Here is a 16256-nt window from a genome sequence, read left to right on the forward strand (position 1 = left end):
AAAACCAAAAGGCGCTATATGAAGTGCTGTCCCTGATCGGGATATAGTATGGTGAAGCTGGAATCCTGAAGGAATGTGACCTCGCTGCTGTTTGCAAAATCCGGCTGTGATTTGATCCCTTTCAGATCTTTTTCACTGGTGTTTTCGTTTTTGCTTTCGCCCTCACCATAACAGTAGGAACTGACCGTGACATTGATATATTCGGAGCCACCGCAGTCCTTGACAAGTTCCCGCTAGAGGTCAGAATCTTCCACGTCCTTGCGGTCTGGGATTCCGCCTATCAGCCCGCTGTCCTGGATGCCGGTGTTGGTTTCCAGCCCACCACGGAAAATATCTTGCACATTTACAGCCCTCCCATCGTTTGTATATTGCATCCGAGGTCAGTTTCAGCATTCTGCTTCAATTCCTGCTCCGGCTGGATGAAGAAGTTTTTGCTGTTCCAGAAACTGACGTAAATCTCACCATCCTGTGTTTTGATGGGATGTTGCTCAAATGATTCGCCCCAGCCGTCTGCGAACTGTCCAACGCTAAATTCAACCAGTTCAGCAGTTTCCGCTTTAGTCAGTTTTCCGTAAACTTCAGCCTCCATCACACCCCACAGTTCGCCGTTCCATTCTTCTACAGTCGGATTGAGGCCGTACACCTTTTGAACCAGTGCTTTATCTTTGTCAAAGTATACCATTAGGCCGCGATTGCCTTCATTGGGCAGTTTCTCTTTTTCAATGGCAGCTAGGATTTCATCCATGTACCGCACAGCTTCTGACGACGGTATTTCTTCAGGAAGATCGTCCGCGCTGCAACCTCCGTATTCGTAGGGATGATAGGTGGTAATCTTTAGGGGAGAGAAAAATTTGACGGTCTGTTTTTCTCCGGTCTTATCTATTTCTTTTATGGTTCCGGTATTTAGCATTTTCATTTCCTCCATTCATTTTTGGTGTGTTTTCTTAAAAGAAAAGAGTTGCCAATTAAAACTGGCAACAAAAAAACGGGCATGTCTTCATTAATGAAAACACGTCCGCTCATTTTTAATAGGGTATTTTGTATTTTGCTTTTGCTTATATATCAAAACGGCCACCCGCTTGCAAAACCTTTTTAGGCTCGCATATAGGAGGCCATTTGGTGAGAATTGATGCCCTTCGGAGGTTCAAGTCCTGCCAGTATGCTACAAAACCCCGAATGCATCTACAAAAAACGGGCTTTCTGAAATTGCTTTCAGAAAGCCCGCAAGCCCACATGGACACTGGCTTTGAGAGCCATGTATCTAAATTGAGCTAATGACTTGGTCGAGGTGACAGGATTTGAACCTGCCTGAACGAGTTTCACAAATCGTCATACAATCAAAGAATGTAGATTTATTGCGGCTTCAAAGGGTTTTGACTTTTACCAGATTTCATAGAAAAGAGCCGGTTTTTATACAAATAAACCCCAAATAAACCCCAAGAATTATTACAGACAGCGCCCTCATTCCTGGCCGGGAGATGCGGGCGGTTTCTCTGCAACGTAAAATCCCCCCGCAACCGGATTTACTCCAGTTGCGGGGGGCATACCAGTTTTTGAAGATTTAACGATTAAAGTAGGTGGTTTGGCGGCAGGCAACGCCATGCTGCTTGGCACCTAAAGTTACATCAACCTTAATGGATGCGTGAGCAATTTCTTTACCGCTCTGGAGGCTGTAAATGGTGTAAGTGATATATGTTGTTCCGGGGCGCAGACCAGTAACACGGTAATTTCCATTTGGGAGCTGACGAACTGATGCAATGCCATCGCGCGAAGATGCCATTTTACGGGTTTGGATTGGAGCGTCACCCGCCAATTTTACACCGATATCGTAAATGTTTCCAGGCGTCATTGTATATGTCCTGGTATCCATAGTAACCGCACCCCCATAACTTTTTCCATTATAGAGAAGCGAGCCGTTTGGCAGATAAATCAAATTTTCTCCTATTACACAGAATTTGTAATTGTTGGATCTTGCATATATTAAATAACTAGTGGCAGAAGAGTCTTCTTTACCGTAAATGGTAAAATCATAATATTTATTTGGCCCATAGCCTGATATTGAGTAAATGCTATTAGTGCTAACCAGGTTAAGGTGATCGGGAAAGATGATGCTTTTTAGACTAAAGCAATCAATGAATGCACCATCCATGGCTGTCAGGCTATTCGGGAGCACCACCTCGGATAACGAACTGCACCCGTCAAAAACATAATTTTTAATCTGGGTAACCCCTTCGGGAATAACGATTTTTTTCAGAGAAGTACACCGGGAAAACAAACTATAATCCAAGACGCTGACATTTTTAGAAAGAGCGACATTTGTTAGGCTGGTGCATCTTGCAAACGCCTCTTTTCCGATGAGGGTGACGCTGTCAGGTATTACCAAATCTTTTAGTGCCGACGAACCGGCCAGAGCTTCGCCTTCGATGCTGGTTACTGTATTGGGAATGGAAAGCTTGGTCATGTTTTTCATGCCGACCAAAGCTCTTGTGTTAATCTTCTTTAAGCCCACAGGGAGCACGACAGAAACAGCATTTTTGTTTTTGTAATTCAGCAGAATGTCATTCACGATAACCATGTCATTCGGATACTGCGCCATCCAAGCGGTCCCCAAAAATGCATCTTGGCCGATTTGGGTGACGCTTTTGGGAATCTGTACTTTAGAAAGCTGTGCACAGTCCTGAAAAGCGGATCTGTCAATTGTAGTTACCCCTTCCGGAAGGACAATGCTGGTCAGCTCGGATTTTTCGAATGCCCCACTTTGTATGGTCGTCACTCCCTGGGGTATTGTAATGGTAGTGACATTTTTACGGCTGAACACACTGTAGCCGATTGCCTTTACCCCGTTAGGAATGACAACTGCGCCGCCGGCCCCTTTATAGGCGGTGAGGGTCCCAAATTGATCGATCTCAAAATCACCAGTAGTATCTGCACTCGCCAGTATCGGAAAAGAGAAAGCAGACGTGCCAATTATGATAATTAGCGTTAAAAGAAAGGCCATTGCTTTTTGAAATGTTTTCATAATTTTCATCCTCAATATGTAATATTCCATTATAGCCTACCTGAAAATCCAGGTATTTACAATGAATAAAATTTACCAACAGTCGATAGTTGGATTATAAAAAAAAGCCCCACCAGTTATGGTGGGGACAAATAAATCATTTATTTTATTTAATAGCTAACACATCACTCAACTTTGTTATCTGTGATGAATCCGATAGAGTATAAACTCTCCAGTCATTGTTTATCTGGCCTCCTTTAATATCGCCAGAAATCCTTACTTGATTGCTCTCAACGTATATCTGGAGATGAGTTGATTTATTGTCCGAATAACGGATTAGAAAATATGCGCCTCCACCTCCACTGGAATCTTTTTGTCCTTCTTCCTTTTGATAATCGCTTTTTAAATCTATTTGAGATAAAAAATTACAAATGGATTTAATTTGCGTGGAATCCTGAATTGTTGTTTGAAGTCCGCCGCCTTCGCTTGTTCCTATACTGGATATATCTGGTTCAGATAAATTAATCATTTCCTTTAATGGAACGGTAGAAGCTTTTGAAGCACTACATCCTGCTGAAAAAAGAACGGTGCTAATGCACATAAGCGCCAGTAAAAATCTTATCTTTCGCATCATAAAGTTACCACCTATAATACCAAATATTTTTAATGCTGCTAGAATATGCTGTTATATTATAAAAATGAGAATAGTCTGTTGTCCGTTGATCCCCGACGCGTATATAATTTCCATCCGATGTTTCTTGATATCCTACTCCTGAAAAACTGTGGTTTCCATCTCTGCCATCATTTTGATAATGTCTTATTTCTGCATTTACACACGTAAAGTTGCCATTATCAATTTGAGTCTTATACCAATTCCAATCTAAACCGTTCTTGTAATCTGAGCCTTTAGGCGTGGTACATGCGTATGTAGAACAATAAGACGAAATTCCATTGTATCCATCATACCAATCTGTTTCGCCATTGGCTCCAGTATTCATTGCAACCTTTAATCTACCAAACGTTTGAGTCAAAGCTGGAACATCATAAGAATTATATAAACTAGGAATTCCTCTGCACTCAGTCCAATACTTTAAAAGGTTTAAACCGAAAACTACAGTACAAGCCGTATTCCCATACATCTGCATGGTTACAGGCTGATACCCTGACTTCCATAGATTAGGAACGGACACCGATTTATAAATAATTTGATTAGCAGAAACCGTTGATTTCTGCTTTTGGGCAATAGCCGCTATGCTTTCTTCTTTTTCTTTTACCGCTTGTTGAAACTTGGATTTTTGATCCGTAACCTTAGTTCTATTTTTAACTGTATAAAGCTCGGTACCACTTTGCAGCAAATACTCATCCATACCTACAGGGATAAGTTTTGAACGCCCTAGATCAGTTTCTTTTGTAACATTTTCTCCTTGAATAGTATAAACGTTATAATAACCAAATTCAACAATTACCGGATCATCTACTGATGTATCATATACTATGTAACCGGTTGATTTTCCATTAGTTGAGAGGTTCAATATGTATCCGTTTACATTATTATCTAAATCATAAGTAGGTATAGATTCATCTACTACAGTATCTCTATTCCAGGAGCAAGTTATATCATTCGTGTAGCTGGATTGAATAAATCTGGAAATCTTTGTATTTAGTAGCGAATCTTGAGCTTTATCTTTAAGTATCCCTTCTGCTGCAGATGCAGAAATTGCATTACTAGAAACAGTCAACAAAACGGCCATGATACCGGCCAAGAGCTTCTTTCTTCTTTTCATATTTACCCCTCTTTTTTATTTTTAAAAATCATATCATAAAAAAAAACGGTGCACTGGAATGATTTTCCGATGCACCGTTTTGCTGCTTTTCTATTCAGTTTTATCCGTCTCGCTGTCCTCGCCGGGAATCAACTGGTTGCCGGCGGTATTAGCTGCGGCTTTGAGCGCCTTAATCATATTGCGTAAGAATGCGGGAATCGGAGCGCCCAGTTCTCCCACGTTTTCGATGATGCTGCCGAGCTCCGTCAAGATATACCACACAACCACCACCGGGCAAATCATCACCGTGTATTCCCAGGGCAAAACGATTGCCGGAATATTGTTGACGATAAGACCCAAAACGATGTCAGCCAGACCGGCAACGATTACCGCGATCAGGGACCCGCATTTATGCCAGAGGCCTTCCCTGGCGCGTTTGGAGCTCCACTCCCCGTCTTTTCCCGCGCGCGCAGAACCGGTAAACCAGTCGATAACCATGGCTGCGATAAATATGACCACCAGCCAGCCGAACCAGCCGAGCACGGCGCTTGCAGCACCCCCCAGCGCAACTAGAGATACCTTGAATGTATTGATGTTTTCCATTATGTTTTCCCCCTCAAGTTACATTAAAATTGCACTGCACGGTCTGCCCGGCAGCGCTCACAGTGATATGTCCATGCCTTACGACCGGCTCCGGCAGCAGGCCCTGCACGTCGATCAGCCATCCCCGCCCTTTCGGGTCAAGCCGCGGTTCCGATACGGCGATCACGTCGCGGCCGGTGGTGGTAACGGCAGGCTTTTCCTTGCACTTGGCCAGCACGGTATACCGCTCACCCGCAGTCAGATCCTTGCCGTTGGAAGTGTCGAGCGTTAGACCGGTGATCGCCGAGGTCGGGATTCCCATAGCAGTGAAATCCTTATAGCAATAATTGAGGTCCACTTTGTTGGTGATACCCGGCATAGTCCCGCTGCTGCTGTACTGCCACATATCATATTTGCCGGTGTAGGTCACTTTGCTGCTATACTGCGCCAGCCAAAATGGCCATGCAGCGAGCTGCAACATGTCGAGCCGGTTTGTTGCCCAGTCCTTATTGGCGTAAATCCCGGCGATAAATCCAGCAGCGGAAACAGTCTCACAAAAGATCTTGCAGATCTGCGTGGATAAGGCCTTGCTTTTAAACGCCGCATCATGTTCCATGTCGATGTACACCGGGTAGGCGGGTTTCTGCCCTTTGAGCAGCCGCAGAACATGTGCTGCCTCGCTCCCGGCGTCTGCTGCGGACTCCGCGTAGCTGTACAGATACGTGCCCCACGGGATGCCCAGCCGGTTGCACTCGGCCACGTTGCGCGCCCATTGTACATCGTCCTGATCCGTTTGATTGTTGCCATACCCGCAGCGCAGGATCGCAAAATCAATCTTGCCCTTAAGCTTGTCCCAATCGACACGATTGTTGGCATAGCTTACGTCGATACCTTTATACATTATAATCCTCCCCCGTGATGGTTTTATAGTCGGCGGCGGTAATCAGACCCTTTGCGACCGCCTGCCCAAGCTGCGCCTTTGTAGCCCAGCCATGCTGATATGCAATTGTCCAAAATGCCATTAGATTGCACCTCCCAGAGTCAACGCCACGATCTGTTGACCGAGCGCGTCAATTGTGGCGGCCTGCGCCGCCTGTTGCACCTCGGCGTAGGTTAACTGCGCCAGTACAACATGCACGCGCTCCTGGTATACTGCCGGAGATGTCGCGGTTTCCTCGGATAAAAGGGTTTTCACCTTACCAAAATCCACCCGTAAAGTATAGTGTTCTAACAAAGTTTCTGTGTGTACGGGTCTTTCCACACCATCTATAGCTGTGACCATCTCATCCGTGACCAGCGTAATTTTGCTTGTATTCCCGCCACCCTCTGCTGTCAGGGCGTCCAGAGCGTCAAGACTAACCGACTCCGTAGGCTCGACGTAAAAATCAATGTAATCTCTCTTACCGCTGATAAGGGGATAGCTTTTCCTTTCGCCAACCGCCATTACAATTGGAATAATTGTTCCGTCTGCGAAAACGATTTGCTGTGACATGTGCTTGCCTCCTTAAATTTGTATGTCTAATTGCCCTGATGGATATAAAATTTTGCTTCCGAAAAAATTTATCTCGCTCCAGTCTATATCTGCCTCGCCATATCCACTAGTCACGGAATAAGAAGAGTATTCTCCAGAAATATCAATTGAGAAACTATTGATATAGTCCGGTAAACTTGAGTTCGTTTTTGAAATTGTTAAATCTCCCGAAATTGAACGGGTTCCGCCTACTGTGCCGACGCTTGCACCCCCAAATTCAATATTATTGTTAACATGGAAACTCAGGTCCAAATGGTCAATTCGGCTAACCGAACCACTAAAAATAAAATGAGAGGTAGAAATTAAAGCGGTTTTAGGTATTGCTTGTGCAAAAGTAATCTTTATTTTCCCGGTTGCACCCGATTTGCTGGAGCCAGTAGCACGCCAGTAATCGTATTTACCTGAACCGTCAGAATTAAAATAGAAAAACCCTGCACTTGGGTCAGAACTTAATGATACTGTATATCCCACCCCAGCGCTAAAAATCTTCCGGTTAACCGCTGTATCATCCCGCGCCCATATGCTTTTAGGCTTACGATTTACATTCGTATCGTCCCGCACCCAGAGCGGAGATTTAAATTCTCTGTTTATATTGGTATCGTCTCGCACCCATGTTTTGCTCATATCACTTCACCACATATAATTTTCCGGCAGCGATTGTTGACGACGGGTCGGACGTGGCCCACAGAAAAGCCCCAGCTACAGAGGTTGTGTTAGCCGCAGTGCCGCCATTAGCAGGCAATGTCGTAGGATATGCGGGGAATTGCAACGTTGTCCCGCTTTTGGTCACGTCTATCCCGCCGATGGTAGCCAACTGGACGGCCGCCGCAAGCAGGTCTTTTTGTGCTTGCGTCATGTGGGCGATCGTGTCGGCGGTGTGATTCTCCAAATCCTCATCCTGCACCAATCGATCGCCTACCTCCTTGCTGTACGGAGTCCCCTGCTTAGTAATAACAGCCTCACGAGTCAGATCAGCCGTAAAGGGTGCGCTACCGTCAGTCGGGGTAATCAAATAGCGGTTTAAGTTCTGGCCCTCTTCGTCTTGGAAAATAATCTTTGCCATTATGCAGTCCCTCCCAATGGAATGTAGATTTGCTGACCGGCACAGAACGTGCCAGCCCGCCGGATACTCAGCTGCAGCTCCACTACCTTTTCACGCAGTGCAAAAAGGCAGCCCTCAATCTCGTTGAGAAGCTGCCAATCGAATTTACTTTGAAAATTGCGTGTCTGCTCCAGCAGGGCGTTGATATTGCTTTCGATTCTGGCGACTTCCGCCGGCGTTGGCCAGCTGGTGTGCTGCCAGGTTTTATACTGGAGCATCACACCGTAAAACTCCGCAATCCAACGGGTATTGTCCTCGATGCGCTGCCAGTCCGAAATGTTGATTTTATCGGTCTTTCCCCATGTCCTGGGCGGTGTCCAGATCATCCGATCACCTCACTGTCGCCGGTCAAAGCGCCATTGTAAATAAAGTGCATTTTCTTAATTTGCGATTCCCGGTATTCCCCGAAAGCAGTTTCCACCTTACAAAAATCCGAAGGCTCAACCGAAGGGATAATGCACCAAGGAAAGCTCTGTGTGATCCGGTTTTGCAGCCGGTCCAGCAGCCAGGCTGCCGCATGCTGCGCCGTATCATCCTGGGCAATCAAAGTAATGTCCTTGACGTCCAGTGCATTCTGCGCGACCCCGGCTGTCACCTGTGGCAGCTGCGCCGATACGACCTTTTTCAGCGATTCGTAAACTTGCCCGGTAATCACGATGGGGCCGGTCGCGCCGGTAATTTTGCAGGCACAGGCGTAAACCTCCACGCTTTCATAAGTTCCCGTTATGCTAACCTCCGCCGCGGGATAAGCCGAAAACTGTATGATCGCTTCGCCGGTGACTGCACCTTCATACAGCGTTTCCGACTCGGCTTTCAGCCGCCAGCCGAATTGCTCTACATTGACGCGGTTGTAATATTTGCCCAGCGTCGTTTTTGGATCTTTATACAGTGACAGATCAATCACCACCGGATTCGGCAGTGGCACTACTTTACGCGGCAGGATGATCCCCTGGCCGGCAGTAAAGGTCCCGGCCATCAGGGTCCCCTGGTAAATCGTATACTGGTCGACAACAATGGCATTGCGCGTTTCTTCGGTGGCGCGGTAGATCAGCAGTTTACCAGACCGGTCACATTTGACCACGGCCCCCAGCGCAAATGCGATCCGCTGCAATGCATCACGGCAGCTCATCGGCGCCAGGTATCCACTGATTTGCACGTCCTGGATATTCGGGTGGATATAAAACAGCGCGTTGCCCTGCGCGTCGTACAAATTCAGATCGTCGAACAGCTCCAGCAGCACAACCTCCGCGCGCTCGCCCTGGTAAAGGCGAGATTTATAATAAGTCCCGTCCATTAGTGAGAGCAGGTCGTAGGTTGTGAATTTGGTTGTGTTCTGCGTAGGGCTTTCCCACTTGCTGAGATAAAACTTTCCGAGCGGTACATCCTCGTAGCTGTCACCGACCAGCAGGCCGGCCGTCACTGTCAGCAGCTGGCGCTCCTGTAGGAACCGGACCTCGTTGGCGGGGTTGAACATGTTGAAACGCTGATCCATATTGTTCAGGGTGATGGTGGCCGTGTTACTGCTGATGGTATTGCTTGTCAGGTCGATTTCCTCCAGAACGTCGAACCCGGTTAAAACAGTATCATCATACACATATTCCACGCCGAAGCTGATCTCCCGCAGCTTGGCGTAGTGGTACGGCTGCACCCACAGGATCTCGATCACGATCTTATCGTAATTCTCGACCGGGAAGTCCAGCACAGCCAGAGCAGAGTTGATTCCCGAAAAGGTCTTGACGGCCAGAATGGCATCGCCTTGGTAGGCGGTGATTGTGATACCCTGCACTAATTCCTGAAATTGTAGTGTGAGTCCGACAGAACTGTGCGGCTGCGTAAAGGCGTAGGTAATGACCGGCGGATCCGCAAAGGCTCCGTCAGCTTCGGAAACTTCCGAGGACCACCAACCAAAATTCATGCCGGCCGGCGGGTCACCCGGGAAAAGAGACATGCTGCCGTCAACCTTGAACTGATCCAGCTCGCAGGTCCCGACCGCCGAAATTGTGGTCACGGTATCCAAAGTCTGTGCCGGATCAGTAAACGGTTGCCCTTCAGCGGCCGCTGTGGCGTCGCTGCGGGCAGTCACGTCAAATACCCCGAATGATACTTTCCCGCGCCAGGTGCGCGCCGGTGCGCGGGCAGCGTCATAATATCGATCTGATACCTTAATCAACCGCCCGCCCCCTATCGCTCAATAAAGTTGGTTTTCAAGTTTTGCCACTGTGCCAGCTTCCGGTTCTGCCAGTCCCAGTAAAAGGTTTTCATGGATGTAGATAGCGGCCCCCGGTAGGCAGTGATTTCAAAGGACAGGTTTCCGCCCGGGTGCGGGAAGACCAGCAGGAAAAACTCTGGCAGACCGTCGAGAATTTGAAACGTTTCTTTGAAATCGTCGTTATCCTCAATGATCTGCCACGCGCAGCTGAGCTTGATCTTATTTCCGACTCGCTGGCGATGCAGCAATCCATCAGTCGAACGGAAGGCTTCCAGATCCAGATCCTCCACCGAGAAATCCAGCGTAGTTACAGAGGGCAGCCACACACCATTCGCTTTTATTTCGCCTTTGTATTTCATACGGCTGCCCCCTTAATAAATAGTTCCGCCCACACGCTTGTTTTCTTCGTCCAGATACGGCTTAAGCAGGCGTGAAAGCGTGGTTCCGTCCAACATAATGCTGGGATCCTTTGCGATAATCTCTCGCAGGAGCTGGACAATATCATCGCGGAAGGCTACCAGCTCGTTCAGCAGCGGGATCATCGTTTCGAGGAAGGTTTCCTGCATCAAAGACTGCGGTGTCGCGATTTCCGGATTACTCTTTGCCCCGGGGTATTCGCCCATCATGGCCAGCGTGGGCTGCTCCAGAATGCCGCCTTTGGCGAGATACGGAATTTTTGAAGCCAAAGGTAAGTGTATTCCAAAAGATTTTCCGCCATATTCAGGCACCCAATCAGGAATATCCACATGTATTTTGTTGAGCTGCCCTATTACAGCGTTTATACCCTCAATGAGACCATTAAGCAGCCAAATAATTCCATTGATCGGAGTTTTCGCAATATCATAGAGGGCTTCAAACACTCCTTTGAAGATCTCTTTGACGCCATTCCATGCCTTTTCCCAGTTTCCTGTAAAAACACCGGAAACAAAGTCCAGCACGCCGCCGAGGGCTTTCAGGATATTTGTTGCAGCATCCGCTATGGTTTTTACAACACTGCCAATCAGCTGAACGATCGTCCCTATGACTCCCGCGATCTTTGGCCCCAGCATTGCGACGAACCAATTAATGATCGGAGAAACGAACTTGTTGTAAATATCAAGAGCTGCATTTACGAACTTAAGTACAAACTCACCAATCTGACCGATCAGCGGAAGAAGATGTTCTGTCCAGAGTTGGTCCAACGTCAAGAAGATCTGATCAAATATTGGCTTCAGGAAGTTGTTCCAGATGTTGAGGAACAAGTCCTTTACGCTGCTGATCGCGGCGCGGATCTTATCAAAGGTCGACGCTCCGTATTGCTCCCAAAGGCTGGAGAAAAGATTAAGTACATCGGTAACGGCTTTGCTGACAAACTGCGCGAACGGGGCAATCACGCCCTGCCAGAGGGTGTCGAATACTGTCTTTAGGATATCAAAGACAGTTACGGCCGTTTTGCTGACCTCGACGAAAATCTCCGTGAGCATTGGCAGCCCTTTGGTAACGATCCAGTTAATTGCCGGCTGCAATGTCTTCCAGACGGTGTCTGCCACCATGGCCAGGCTATCCATGAACCCGGCAAGAATCGTGGAGGCGTCTCCAATGCCCTGCGCGATTGCGCCTTTTAGGTCTGTCTGAAACCAGCGAGAGAGCGGTTCTACCCAAGCTCGGCACTGTTGGCCGATTCCGGCGAACAAAGCTTTGAACCGTTCAATCGGCGCATCAAATTTATAGAGGTTGTCCTGGATTGGCTGAACAACATAATCGTTGAAGCCTGCCGCAATGTTCTGCCAGGCTGCCTTAAATTTCTCTGCCAGGCGTGCGGCCGCCGTAGAACCTTTAGAGTTGATTGCATCGTAATCGATCCCATCCGCAGCAGAAGAACCACTTTTCTGTCCGATGACGTTCAGCTCATCGAATCCGGCCAGGGATCCCTTATCCTTAGAGCCGCTGCCGGATTTTGATTTTGCGGCATCTGTGGCGTTTTTCTGCATTTGCTTGGTTGCGGCCAACGATTGCGCGTAGGTCTTCCCGAAGATGGCAGAAATAAATGTCGCAATGTAGCGGGTCACTGCGGCAAGTCCGGACATCAGAGCGTTCAGCGCCGGCAGGATCGCCTGAAAGATCGGCGTGAATGCTACCTGGAGATTTGCCTTTACCTCATTTAGAGAGTTCTTGAATTGGCTGCTGTTTACACTGGCCAGAGAAATGGATTTTGACAGTACCGCAAATGCCGCAGCGGCTATCGCCAGCGGTCCCGCGATTGCAAAAGACCCGGCCAGACCAGCAGAAAGAGCTCTGCCCAAAACACCGACCCGGGCAATTCCCTTTGAGGTGCTGGTAACGGCTGAGAGCACGGCGTTCGCTTGCATTCGAGCCGTACTGCTATAAAATCCGCGCTTCCGGTTTTCTGCTTTTTCCACAACGGTCGCGGATTTGGCTGCTGCATCCTGTGCACCAGTAAGCACCTTGACTTCGGCATCCTGCACATCTTTATGCGCAGATGAAAACACGCTCTTGATTTTTCCGGCCAGCCTGGAAAAGATGCTTCCTGTTTTTTGGGCGGCAGCCTCGGAAACCTTGGGAATATCCTCGATCTGCTGCTGAGCTTCCTTGAGCTTCAGCGAAACGGGATCCCAATTTGCCATATACTGAGCTGCCTCTGCAGCAGTGCTGTCACCGCTGCTCACAATCTTCGGAGCAGTCGCTGGTAAGGGTGACGGTCCTGCTTTCGGAGAAATACTTTCTGTCCACCGTTTGGCAGCACGCTCTGCAATCTCCTGAATTTCCTCTGCAGACTGCTCAAATTGATCGGTCATTTTTTGCAGAGGAGCCTTCGCTGCCTGCGTTGCTTTTTCTACCGGGGCAGATATTGCCTGCTCCATCGCCTTGCCGGCGCGTTCCACTGGCTTTGAAATAGATTGCTCTACTGTTTTTCCAAGGTCTTCAAAGCTACGCTGCGCCGACTGATTGGCACCGGCCGCAATCGTCTGCAGCTGCTCGTTGAGCTTCGCTGCGATCCGAAGATCCAACGTGATAACGCCAACTGACGTTCCCGCTTTTTCGCTCGCCATGGGTTCACCGTCCCTTCGGCGTGAACATTGCTGCCATCGCCTGTTCCAACTGGGCGAATTGCTGTCGCAGTTCCTGTTCCGGCAGCTGCAATATCCGCTTTGCCCTCACGCGTTCCCAATCCTGCCGTATAGCGCGCTGATCGGGTGTAAACTGGCGGATGATCGCCTGGTCAGTTTCCGATCTGACGCCCACAACGCGGCCGAGCGGCGTATCATCCATCAAGCCGGATACCATTTTGGCCCAGTCGGAATATTTCAGGTTTTCCTGTTCAGAAGGCAGCACGCCGTACTGCTTGGCAATGCTCTGCTCAATCAGCACACAGTCGTGATCGACGTCATACCACTGATTGCTGGCCTGCACTCTGTTCGGCTGTCTGAAATCGAGTGCCCACCGCCTCCGGTTCTTCACCGGTCATGGCCGCAACAACAATTTCGAACAGTCGCTGATAGGCCGGGAAAGGTAAGTTCTTTTCATCGATTTCCCTGGCTGCTTTTTCTCCAAAAGCCAGCTTTAATACCTCATCCATGTTTTTTTCAAGGTCTTTTTCGCTCTCCGTCAACTTCATCAGCTTTTTGACGGTCTTCTGCCGATCGTCAACCGGATAGACTTTGTCACCAATACGAACCTCCGGCGTGCCAATCAGCAATTTTTCATCGAGGGTGTACAACTTACCCATACAAGATTCCTCCTAAAAATTCAGCCCCCTGCAAGCGCAGAGGGCTGTTTATTATTTGAATATTAGATTATGAACCGCCTGAAGAAGCAGGCGGGGTATAAACAGGTTTGCCGTGGCTCATAACATCAAATTCCAGCTTGTCCACATTGGTGCTGTCACCACCACCTGGGGCGGTAACATTGATGACGCAGCTAAATTCCAGCTTGCCGCCACTCGGGAACTCCCAAACAAATTTGCTGCTGCAATCTCGGCCGGATTTCCATGCCAGACCGGCAACATAATCATTGCCGGGATCGCCGTTATATCGTTTGCCGGAAAGCGTGATGGTAAATCCTTTACCGGTCATAAGGCGTTTCGTCCAGCCCTCGGCATCCATCGGCGTCCATTCCTCGACTTTGCCGTCCATCTTGACAGAAAAGGTTTCCATTTCCATCACTGCAGACATGTCGGATTCTGTACTGGATTCGCCTTTTGTACCAACCTTGAACTTGTTTTCAAATACCGGGAAAACACCGTCCATCAGATCATATCCTTTCGTAAATAATTTTTAGTTGTATAACAAACTCGCTGATTCCGTGCTCATCTTTTCTGACCGAAATGGGACCGGGGCCTGGGTCAATCTCAACAGCGAGACTTTCTCCTATGACGACACGAGACGACCCATAAAACAGGCGATAGATTTCCATTGCCTTTTGTTCCGCCTCATCGACACTTTTCGTCCAGTGGACCAGGACCGACGCGCCGCGCTCCTGGTATCCGGTCTGTTCCACGCCACCCAGGCAGATGCGCTGCGCGTTGCTGGAGAGTTTGAGGGGATAGACACCCACAAACTTTTCCTTGTTTCCATCAATGGAGCCCACCGCGATACAATCGCGTAATTCCGGTATCTGTGCTTTGATCCAGTCCCGCAGTTGCCCTAAGGTCAACATCACAGCCCCGCCTCCTTTTTGTACAGCTCTGCAAAGGTATCTTGTACGAAATCTTTGCGCTCGCCGTTCAGCCAAGGCTCCAGCCATTTACCGCCGGCGTTTGGATTGTTGACAGTCTGAAAATTGTACTCCGGGTGATAATACAACCTGCGAGCCTGTGGGGAACCGGTGACAAGGCGTGCTTCTGCACCATCAATAGATTGCACTACAAATGTCTGGACATTTTGCATATCGCCGTTATCAAACGGCATAACCTGCGCAGCGATAACATCCGTTTTTAGTGCCTCCATCGTCATTCCTGCAGGATATTTCACCGCTTGTTCCAGCTTGGCAATTGCTGTGGCATCCAACTCAATCTTGATTCCAAAACTCATCACATCAGCTCCAGCTGCGTAAAATTCACGGTACCGTCGGGATTCCGCGCGCGGCTGCCGCGGAAGATGATGCGGGTAATACCACCGCCGTCGATCAGTGCTTCACCCTCGAGCTTTTCACGCCCGGGGAAAATGTCACCTGGAAAAAGCATAGTGGCCTCCAGTGTTATCAGACGGCGCTCAGCGTCAAGAATCTGCTTCTGTTTCTCGGAATAGTTACACTTTCCTGACCAGACTGCAACCACCTTCGGCCGGCCGTCCTCGTCAATACCGTCGGTGATCCGCACCTCCACCGGTGTATGACATACGGATTCCGGCACCAGCTGCGGCCATTTCACATATACCGCCGCCTTTCCAAGCCCCGGTAGGTCATCCCGGTCTGCCGCAAGAGTGAAATCACCGCGTTTGTGGTAAACACCCCGCTCTGCTGGACTAGGACAGACTTGTCCCACGCCATGGATACGCCATTGATCCCGTAGCTGCTGAGCGGATTGTTCAGCAGGTCTGCATACTCATGGCGGAAATCAGCTTGCTGGGCAACCGCACGCTTTACCAACTCCTGCTGCAGCTCCGTCAGCCCAGTGATCCCGCCAGCGCCGCGGATCCGGTTGAAAGTCAGGGAATCCACGTCGTATTCCGCCAGCAACAAATCATTTTCGGTTGCGGTGCCATCAGAGTTCAGTGCTTTGTATTCCTCCGCCGTAAGATACCGCAGCGCCCCCGCAGCCATTATTTTTTAGGCGAGGCTGTTTCTTTCCCCGCCTTTTCATCCAGCGCGGCCTTCAGGCCCTTGATCTGCTCTTTCAGACTGGCGTTTTCATCTGCCACAGCCGTGAGCGCCTGGATCTGTTTCTCCAGTTCCGCCTTTTCATCCAGCGCGGCCTGATATTTGGCGAAGGGCACCGATTTCCCCGCGCCGGCCTGCAGAATTTTCCCGGTATCGTCCACAATATCAAACCCATCGCGGACATACTGGTCTTTCTGCGTTTCGGTGATGGTATATTCTTTGTTTCCCTTAACTGCTCTCATGCAAATTCCTCC

22 protein-coding genes are annotated in these 16256 nt (G+C 48.8%); all 22 read right to left on the reverse strand.

The features are described 5' to 3' along the window. Positions 1–343: 343 nt before the first annotated feature. The 22 genes from QOS46_RS07130 to QOS46_RS07235 all read right to left on the reverse strand — a co-directional run bounded on the left by QOS46_RS07130 (position 344) and on the right by QOS46_RS07235 (position 16244). Positions 344–910 carry a hypothetical protein gene (locus tag QOS46_RS07130; RefSeq protein WP_283608510.1) on the reverse strand — a complete coding sequence of 189 codons (567 nt, stop codon included), beginning with the start codon at positions 908–910 and terminating at the stop codon, positions 344–346. 651 nt (positions 911–1561) lie between these two features. After that, positions 1562–3019: a leucine-rich repeat domain-containing protein gene (locus QOS46_RS07135; protein WP_283608512.1), complete on the reverse strand. Its 1458-nt coding sequence runs from the start codon at positions 3017–3019 to the stop codon at positions 1562–1564. Positions 3020–3164: 145 nt separating this feature from the next. Beyond that, a complete protein-coding gene (locus QOS46_RS07140; protein ID WP_283608514.1) occupies positions 3165–3632 on the reverse strand; it encodes a hypothetical protein in 468 nt (155 codons plus the stop codon). Between the two features lie 4 nt (positions 3633–3636). Then, positions 3637–4782: a hypothetical protein gene (locus QOS46_RS07145; RefSeq protein ID WP_283608515.1), complete on the reverse strand. Its 1146-nt coding sequence runs from the start codon at positions 4780–4782 to the stop codon at positions 3637–3639. Positions 4783–4872: 90 nt separating this feature from the next. Beyond that, on the reverse strand, positions 4873–5364 hold the full coding sequence (locus tag QOS46_RS07150) for a phage holin family protein (protein ID WP_283608517.1): 492 nt from the start codon (positions 5362–5364) through the stop codon (positions 4873–4875). Between the two features lie 13 nt (positions 5365–5377). Beyond that, positions 5378–6244, reverse strand: a complete 867-nt coding sequence (locus tag QOS46_RS07155) for a glycoside hydrolase family 25 protein (RefSeq protein WP_283608519.1) — start codon at positions 6242–6244, stop codon at positions 5378–5380. Further along, positions 6237–6365, reverse strand: a complete 129-nt coding sequence (locus QOS46_RS07160; protein WP_283608521.1) for an XkdX family protein — start codon at positions 6363–6365, stop codon at positions 6237–6239. Before QOS46_RS07160 ends, QOS46_RS07155 begins: the two co-directional genes overlap by 8 nt. Beyond that, entirely contained in the window at positions 6365–6835 is a 471-nt protein-coding gene (locus tag QOS46_RS07165; protein WP_283608523.1) for a hypothetical protein, read from the reverse strand. Before QOS46_RS07165 ends, QOS46_RS07160 begins: the two co-directional genes overlap by 1 nt. A 12-nt stretch (positions 6836–6847) precedes the next feature. Then, positions 6848–7498 (reverse strand): hypothetical protein, encoded by a 651-nt coding sequence (locus QOS46_RS07170; protein WP_283608525.1) that lies wholly within the window; start codon positions 7496–7498, stop codon positions 6848–6850. 1 nt (position 7499) lies between these two features. After that, positions 7500–7937, reverse strand: coding sequence for a hypothetical protein (locus QOS46_RS07175; protein ID WP_283608527.1), 438 nt, complete (start codon positions 7935–7937; stop codon positions 7500–7502). Continuing rightward, entirely contained in the window at positions 7937–8302 is a 366-nt protein-coding gene (locus tag QOS46_RS07180) for a hypothetical protein (protein WP_283608529.1), read from the reverse strand. The genes QOS46_RS07175 and QOS46_RS07180 overlap by 1 nt, the downstream gene beginning before the upstream one ends. Next, the gene (locus QOS46_RS07185) at positions 8299–10146 is read right to left on the reverse strand and encodes a hypothetical protein (RefSeq protein ID WP_283608531.1); all 1848 of its coding nucleotides are present in this window, start codon (positions 10144–10146) and stop codon (positions 8299–8301) included. The genes QOS46_RS07180 and QOS46_RS07185 overlap by 4 nt, the downstream gene beginning before the upstream one ends. An 11-nt stretch (positions 10147–10157) precedes the next feature. Continuing rightward, entirely contained in the window at positions 10158–10544 is a 387-nt protein-coding gene (locus QOS46_RS07190) for a hypothetical protein (protein ID WP_283608533.1), read from the reverse strand. A 12-nt stretch (positions 10545–10556) separates the two neighbouring features. Beyond that, positions 10557–13235 (reverse strand): hypothetical protein, encoded by a 2679-nt coding sequence (locus QOS46_RS07195; protein WP_283608534.1) that lies wholly within the window; start codon positions 13233–13235, stop codon positions 10557–10559. A gap of 4 nt (positions 13236–13239) precedes the next feature. After that, the gene (locus tag QOS46_RS07200; protein WP_283608535.1) at positions 13240–13596 is read right to left on the reverse strand and encodes a Gp15 family bacteriophage protein; all 357 of its coding nucleotides are present in this window, start codon (positions 13594–13596) and stop codon (positions 13240–13242) included. After that, positions 13571–13912: a hypothetical protein gene (locus QOS46_RS07205; protein WP_283608537.1), complete on the reverse strand. Its 342-nt coding sequence runs from the start codon at positions 13910–13912 to the stop codon at positions 13571–13573. The genes QOS46_RS07200 and QOS46_RS07205 overlap by 26 nt, the downstream gene beginning before the upstream one ends. 67 nt (positions 13913–13979) lie before the next feature. After that, the gene (locus QOS46_RS07210) at positions 13980–14432 is read right to left on the reverse strand and encodes a phage tail tube protein (protein WP_283608539.1); all 453 of its coding nucleotides are present in this window, start codon (positions 14430–14432) and stop codon (positions 13980–13982) included. A gap of 4 nt (positions 14433–14436) precedes the next feature. Continuing rightward, positions 14437–14841 (reverse strand): minor capsid protein, encoded by a 405-nt coding sequence (locus QOS46_RS07215; RefSeq protein ID WP_283608541.1) that lies wholly within the window; start codon positions 14839–14841, stop codon positions 14437–14439. Then, on the reverse strand, positions 14841–15215 hold the full coding sequence (locus QOS46_RS07220) for a hypothetical protein (RefSeq protein WP_283608543.1): 375 nt from the start codon (positions 15213–15215) through the stop codon (positions 14841–14843). Before QOS46_RS07220 ends, QOS46_RS07215 begins: the two co-directional genes overlap by 1 nt. Next, positions 15215–15553, reverse strand: coding sequence for a hypothetical protein (locus tag QOS46_RS07225; protein WP_283608545.1), 339 nt, complete (start codon positions 15551–15553; stop codon positions 15215–15217). Before QOS46_RS07225 ends, QOS46_RS07220 begins: the two co-directional genes overlap by 1 nt. After that, a complete protein-coding gene (locus QOS46_RS07230) occupies positions 15550–15945 on the reverse strand; it encodes a head-tail connector protein (RefSeq protein ID WP_283608547.1) in 396 nt (131 codons plus the stop codon). The genes QOS46_RS07225 and QOS46_RS07230 overlap by 4 nt, the downstream gene beginning before the upstream one ends. Then, positions 15945–16244: a hypothetical protein gene (locus QOS46_RS07235; RefSeq protein WP_283608549.1), complete on the reverse strand. Its 300-nt coding sequence runs from the start codon at positions 16242–16244 to the stop codon at positions 15945–15947. The genes QOS46_RS07230 and QOS46_RS07235 overlap by 1 nt, the downstream gene beginning before the upstream one ends. Positions 16245–16256 lie beyond the last annotated feature (12 nt).

Origin of the sequence: Faecalispora anaeroviscerum (genome assembly GCF_947568225.1) — a bacterium.
Lineage (GTDB): Bacteria > Bacillota > Clostridia > Oscillospirales > Acutalibacteraceae > Faecalispora > Faecalispora anaeroviscerum.

What these genes read in the sequence shown, in the direction of transcription:
- QOS46_RS07215 (WP_283608541.1), bottom strand. Translation starts at nt 14,841, where the DNA reads ATGTTGACCTTAGGGCAACTGCGGGACTGGATCAAAGCACAGATACCG.
- QOS46_RS07155 (WP_283608519.1), bottom strand. Translation starts at nt 6,244, where the DNA reads ATGTATAAAGGTATCGACGTAAGCTATGCCAACAATCGTGTCGATTGG.
- QOS46_RS07135 (WP_283608512.1), bottom strand. Translation starts at nt 3,019, where the DNA reads ATGAAAACATTTCAAAAAGCAATGGCCTTTCTTTTAACGCTAATTATC.
- QOS46_RS07230 (WP_283608547.1), bottom strand. Translation starts at nt 15,945, where the DNA reads ATGGCTGCGGGGGCGCTGCGGTATCTTACGGCGGAGGAATACAAAGCA.
- QOS46_RS07165 (WP_283608523.1), bottom strand. Translation starts at nt 6,835, where the DNA reads ATGTCACAGCAAATCGTTTTCGCAGACGGAACAATTATTCCAATTGTA.
- QOS46_RS07205 (WP_283608537.1), bottom strand. Translation starts at nt 13,912, where the DNA reads ATGGGTAAGTTGTACACCCTCGATGAAAAATTGCTGATTGGCACGCCG.
- QOS46_RS07190 (WP_283608533.1), bottom strand. Translation starts at nt 10,544, where the DNA reads ATGAAATACAAAGGCGAAATAAAAGCGAATGGTGTGTGGCTGCCCTCT.
- QOS46_RS07145 (WP_283608515.1), bottom strand. Translation starts at nt 4,782, where the DNA reads ATGAAAAGAAGAAAGAAGCTCTTGGCCGGTATCATGGCCGTTTTGTTG.
- QOS46_RS07235 (WP_283608549.1), bottom strand. Translation starts at nt 16,244, where the DNA reads ATGAGAGCAGTTAAGGGAAACAAAGAATATACCATCACCGAAACGCAG.
- QOS46_RS07195 (WP_283608534.1), bottom strand. Translation starts at nt 13,235, where the DNA reads ATGGCGAGCGAAAAAGCGGGAACGTCAGTTGGCGTTATCACGTTGGAT.
- QOS46_RS07140 (WP_283608514.1), bottom strand. Translation starts at nt 3,632, where the DNA reads ATGATGCGAAAGATAAGATTTTTACTGGCGCTTATGTGCATTAGCACC.
- QOS46_RS07175 (WP_283608527.1), bottom strand. Translation starts at nt 7,937, where the DNA reads ATGGCAAAGATTATTTTCCAAGACGAAGAGGGCCAGAACTTAAACCGC.
- QOS46_RS07220 (WP_283608543.1), bottom strand. Translation starts at nt 15,215, where the DNA reads ATGAGTTTTGGAATCAAGATTGAGTTGGATGCCACAGCAATTGCCAAG.
- QOS46_RS07170 (WP_283608525.1), bottom strand. Translation starts at nt 7,498, where the DNA reads ATGAGCAAAACATGGGTGCGAGACGATACCAATATAAACAGAGAATTT.
- QOS46_RS07150 (WP_283608517.1), bottom strand. Translation starts at nt 5,364, where the DNA reads ATGGAAAACATCAATACATTCAAGGTATCTCTAGTTGCGCTGGGGGGT.
- QOS46_RS07160 (WP_283608521.1), bottom strand. Translation starts at nt 6,365, where the DNA reads ATGGCATTTTGGACAATTGCATATCAGCATGGCTGGGCTACAAAGGCG.
- QOS46_RS07180 (WP_283608529.1), bottom strand. Translation starts at nt 8,302, where the DNA reads ATGATCTGGACACCGCCCAGGACATGGGGAAAGACCGATAAAATCAAC.
- QOS46_RS07130 (WP_283608510.1), bottom strand. Translation starts at nt 910, where the DNA reads ATGCTAAATACCGGAACCATAAAAGAAATAGATAAGACCGGAGAAAAA.
- QOS46_RS07210 (WP_283608539.1), bottom strand. Translation starts at nt 14,432, where the DNA reads ATGGACGGTGTTTTCCCGGTATTTGAAAACAAGTTCAAGGTTGGTACA.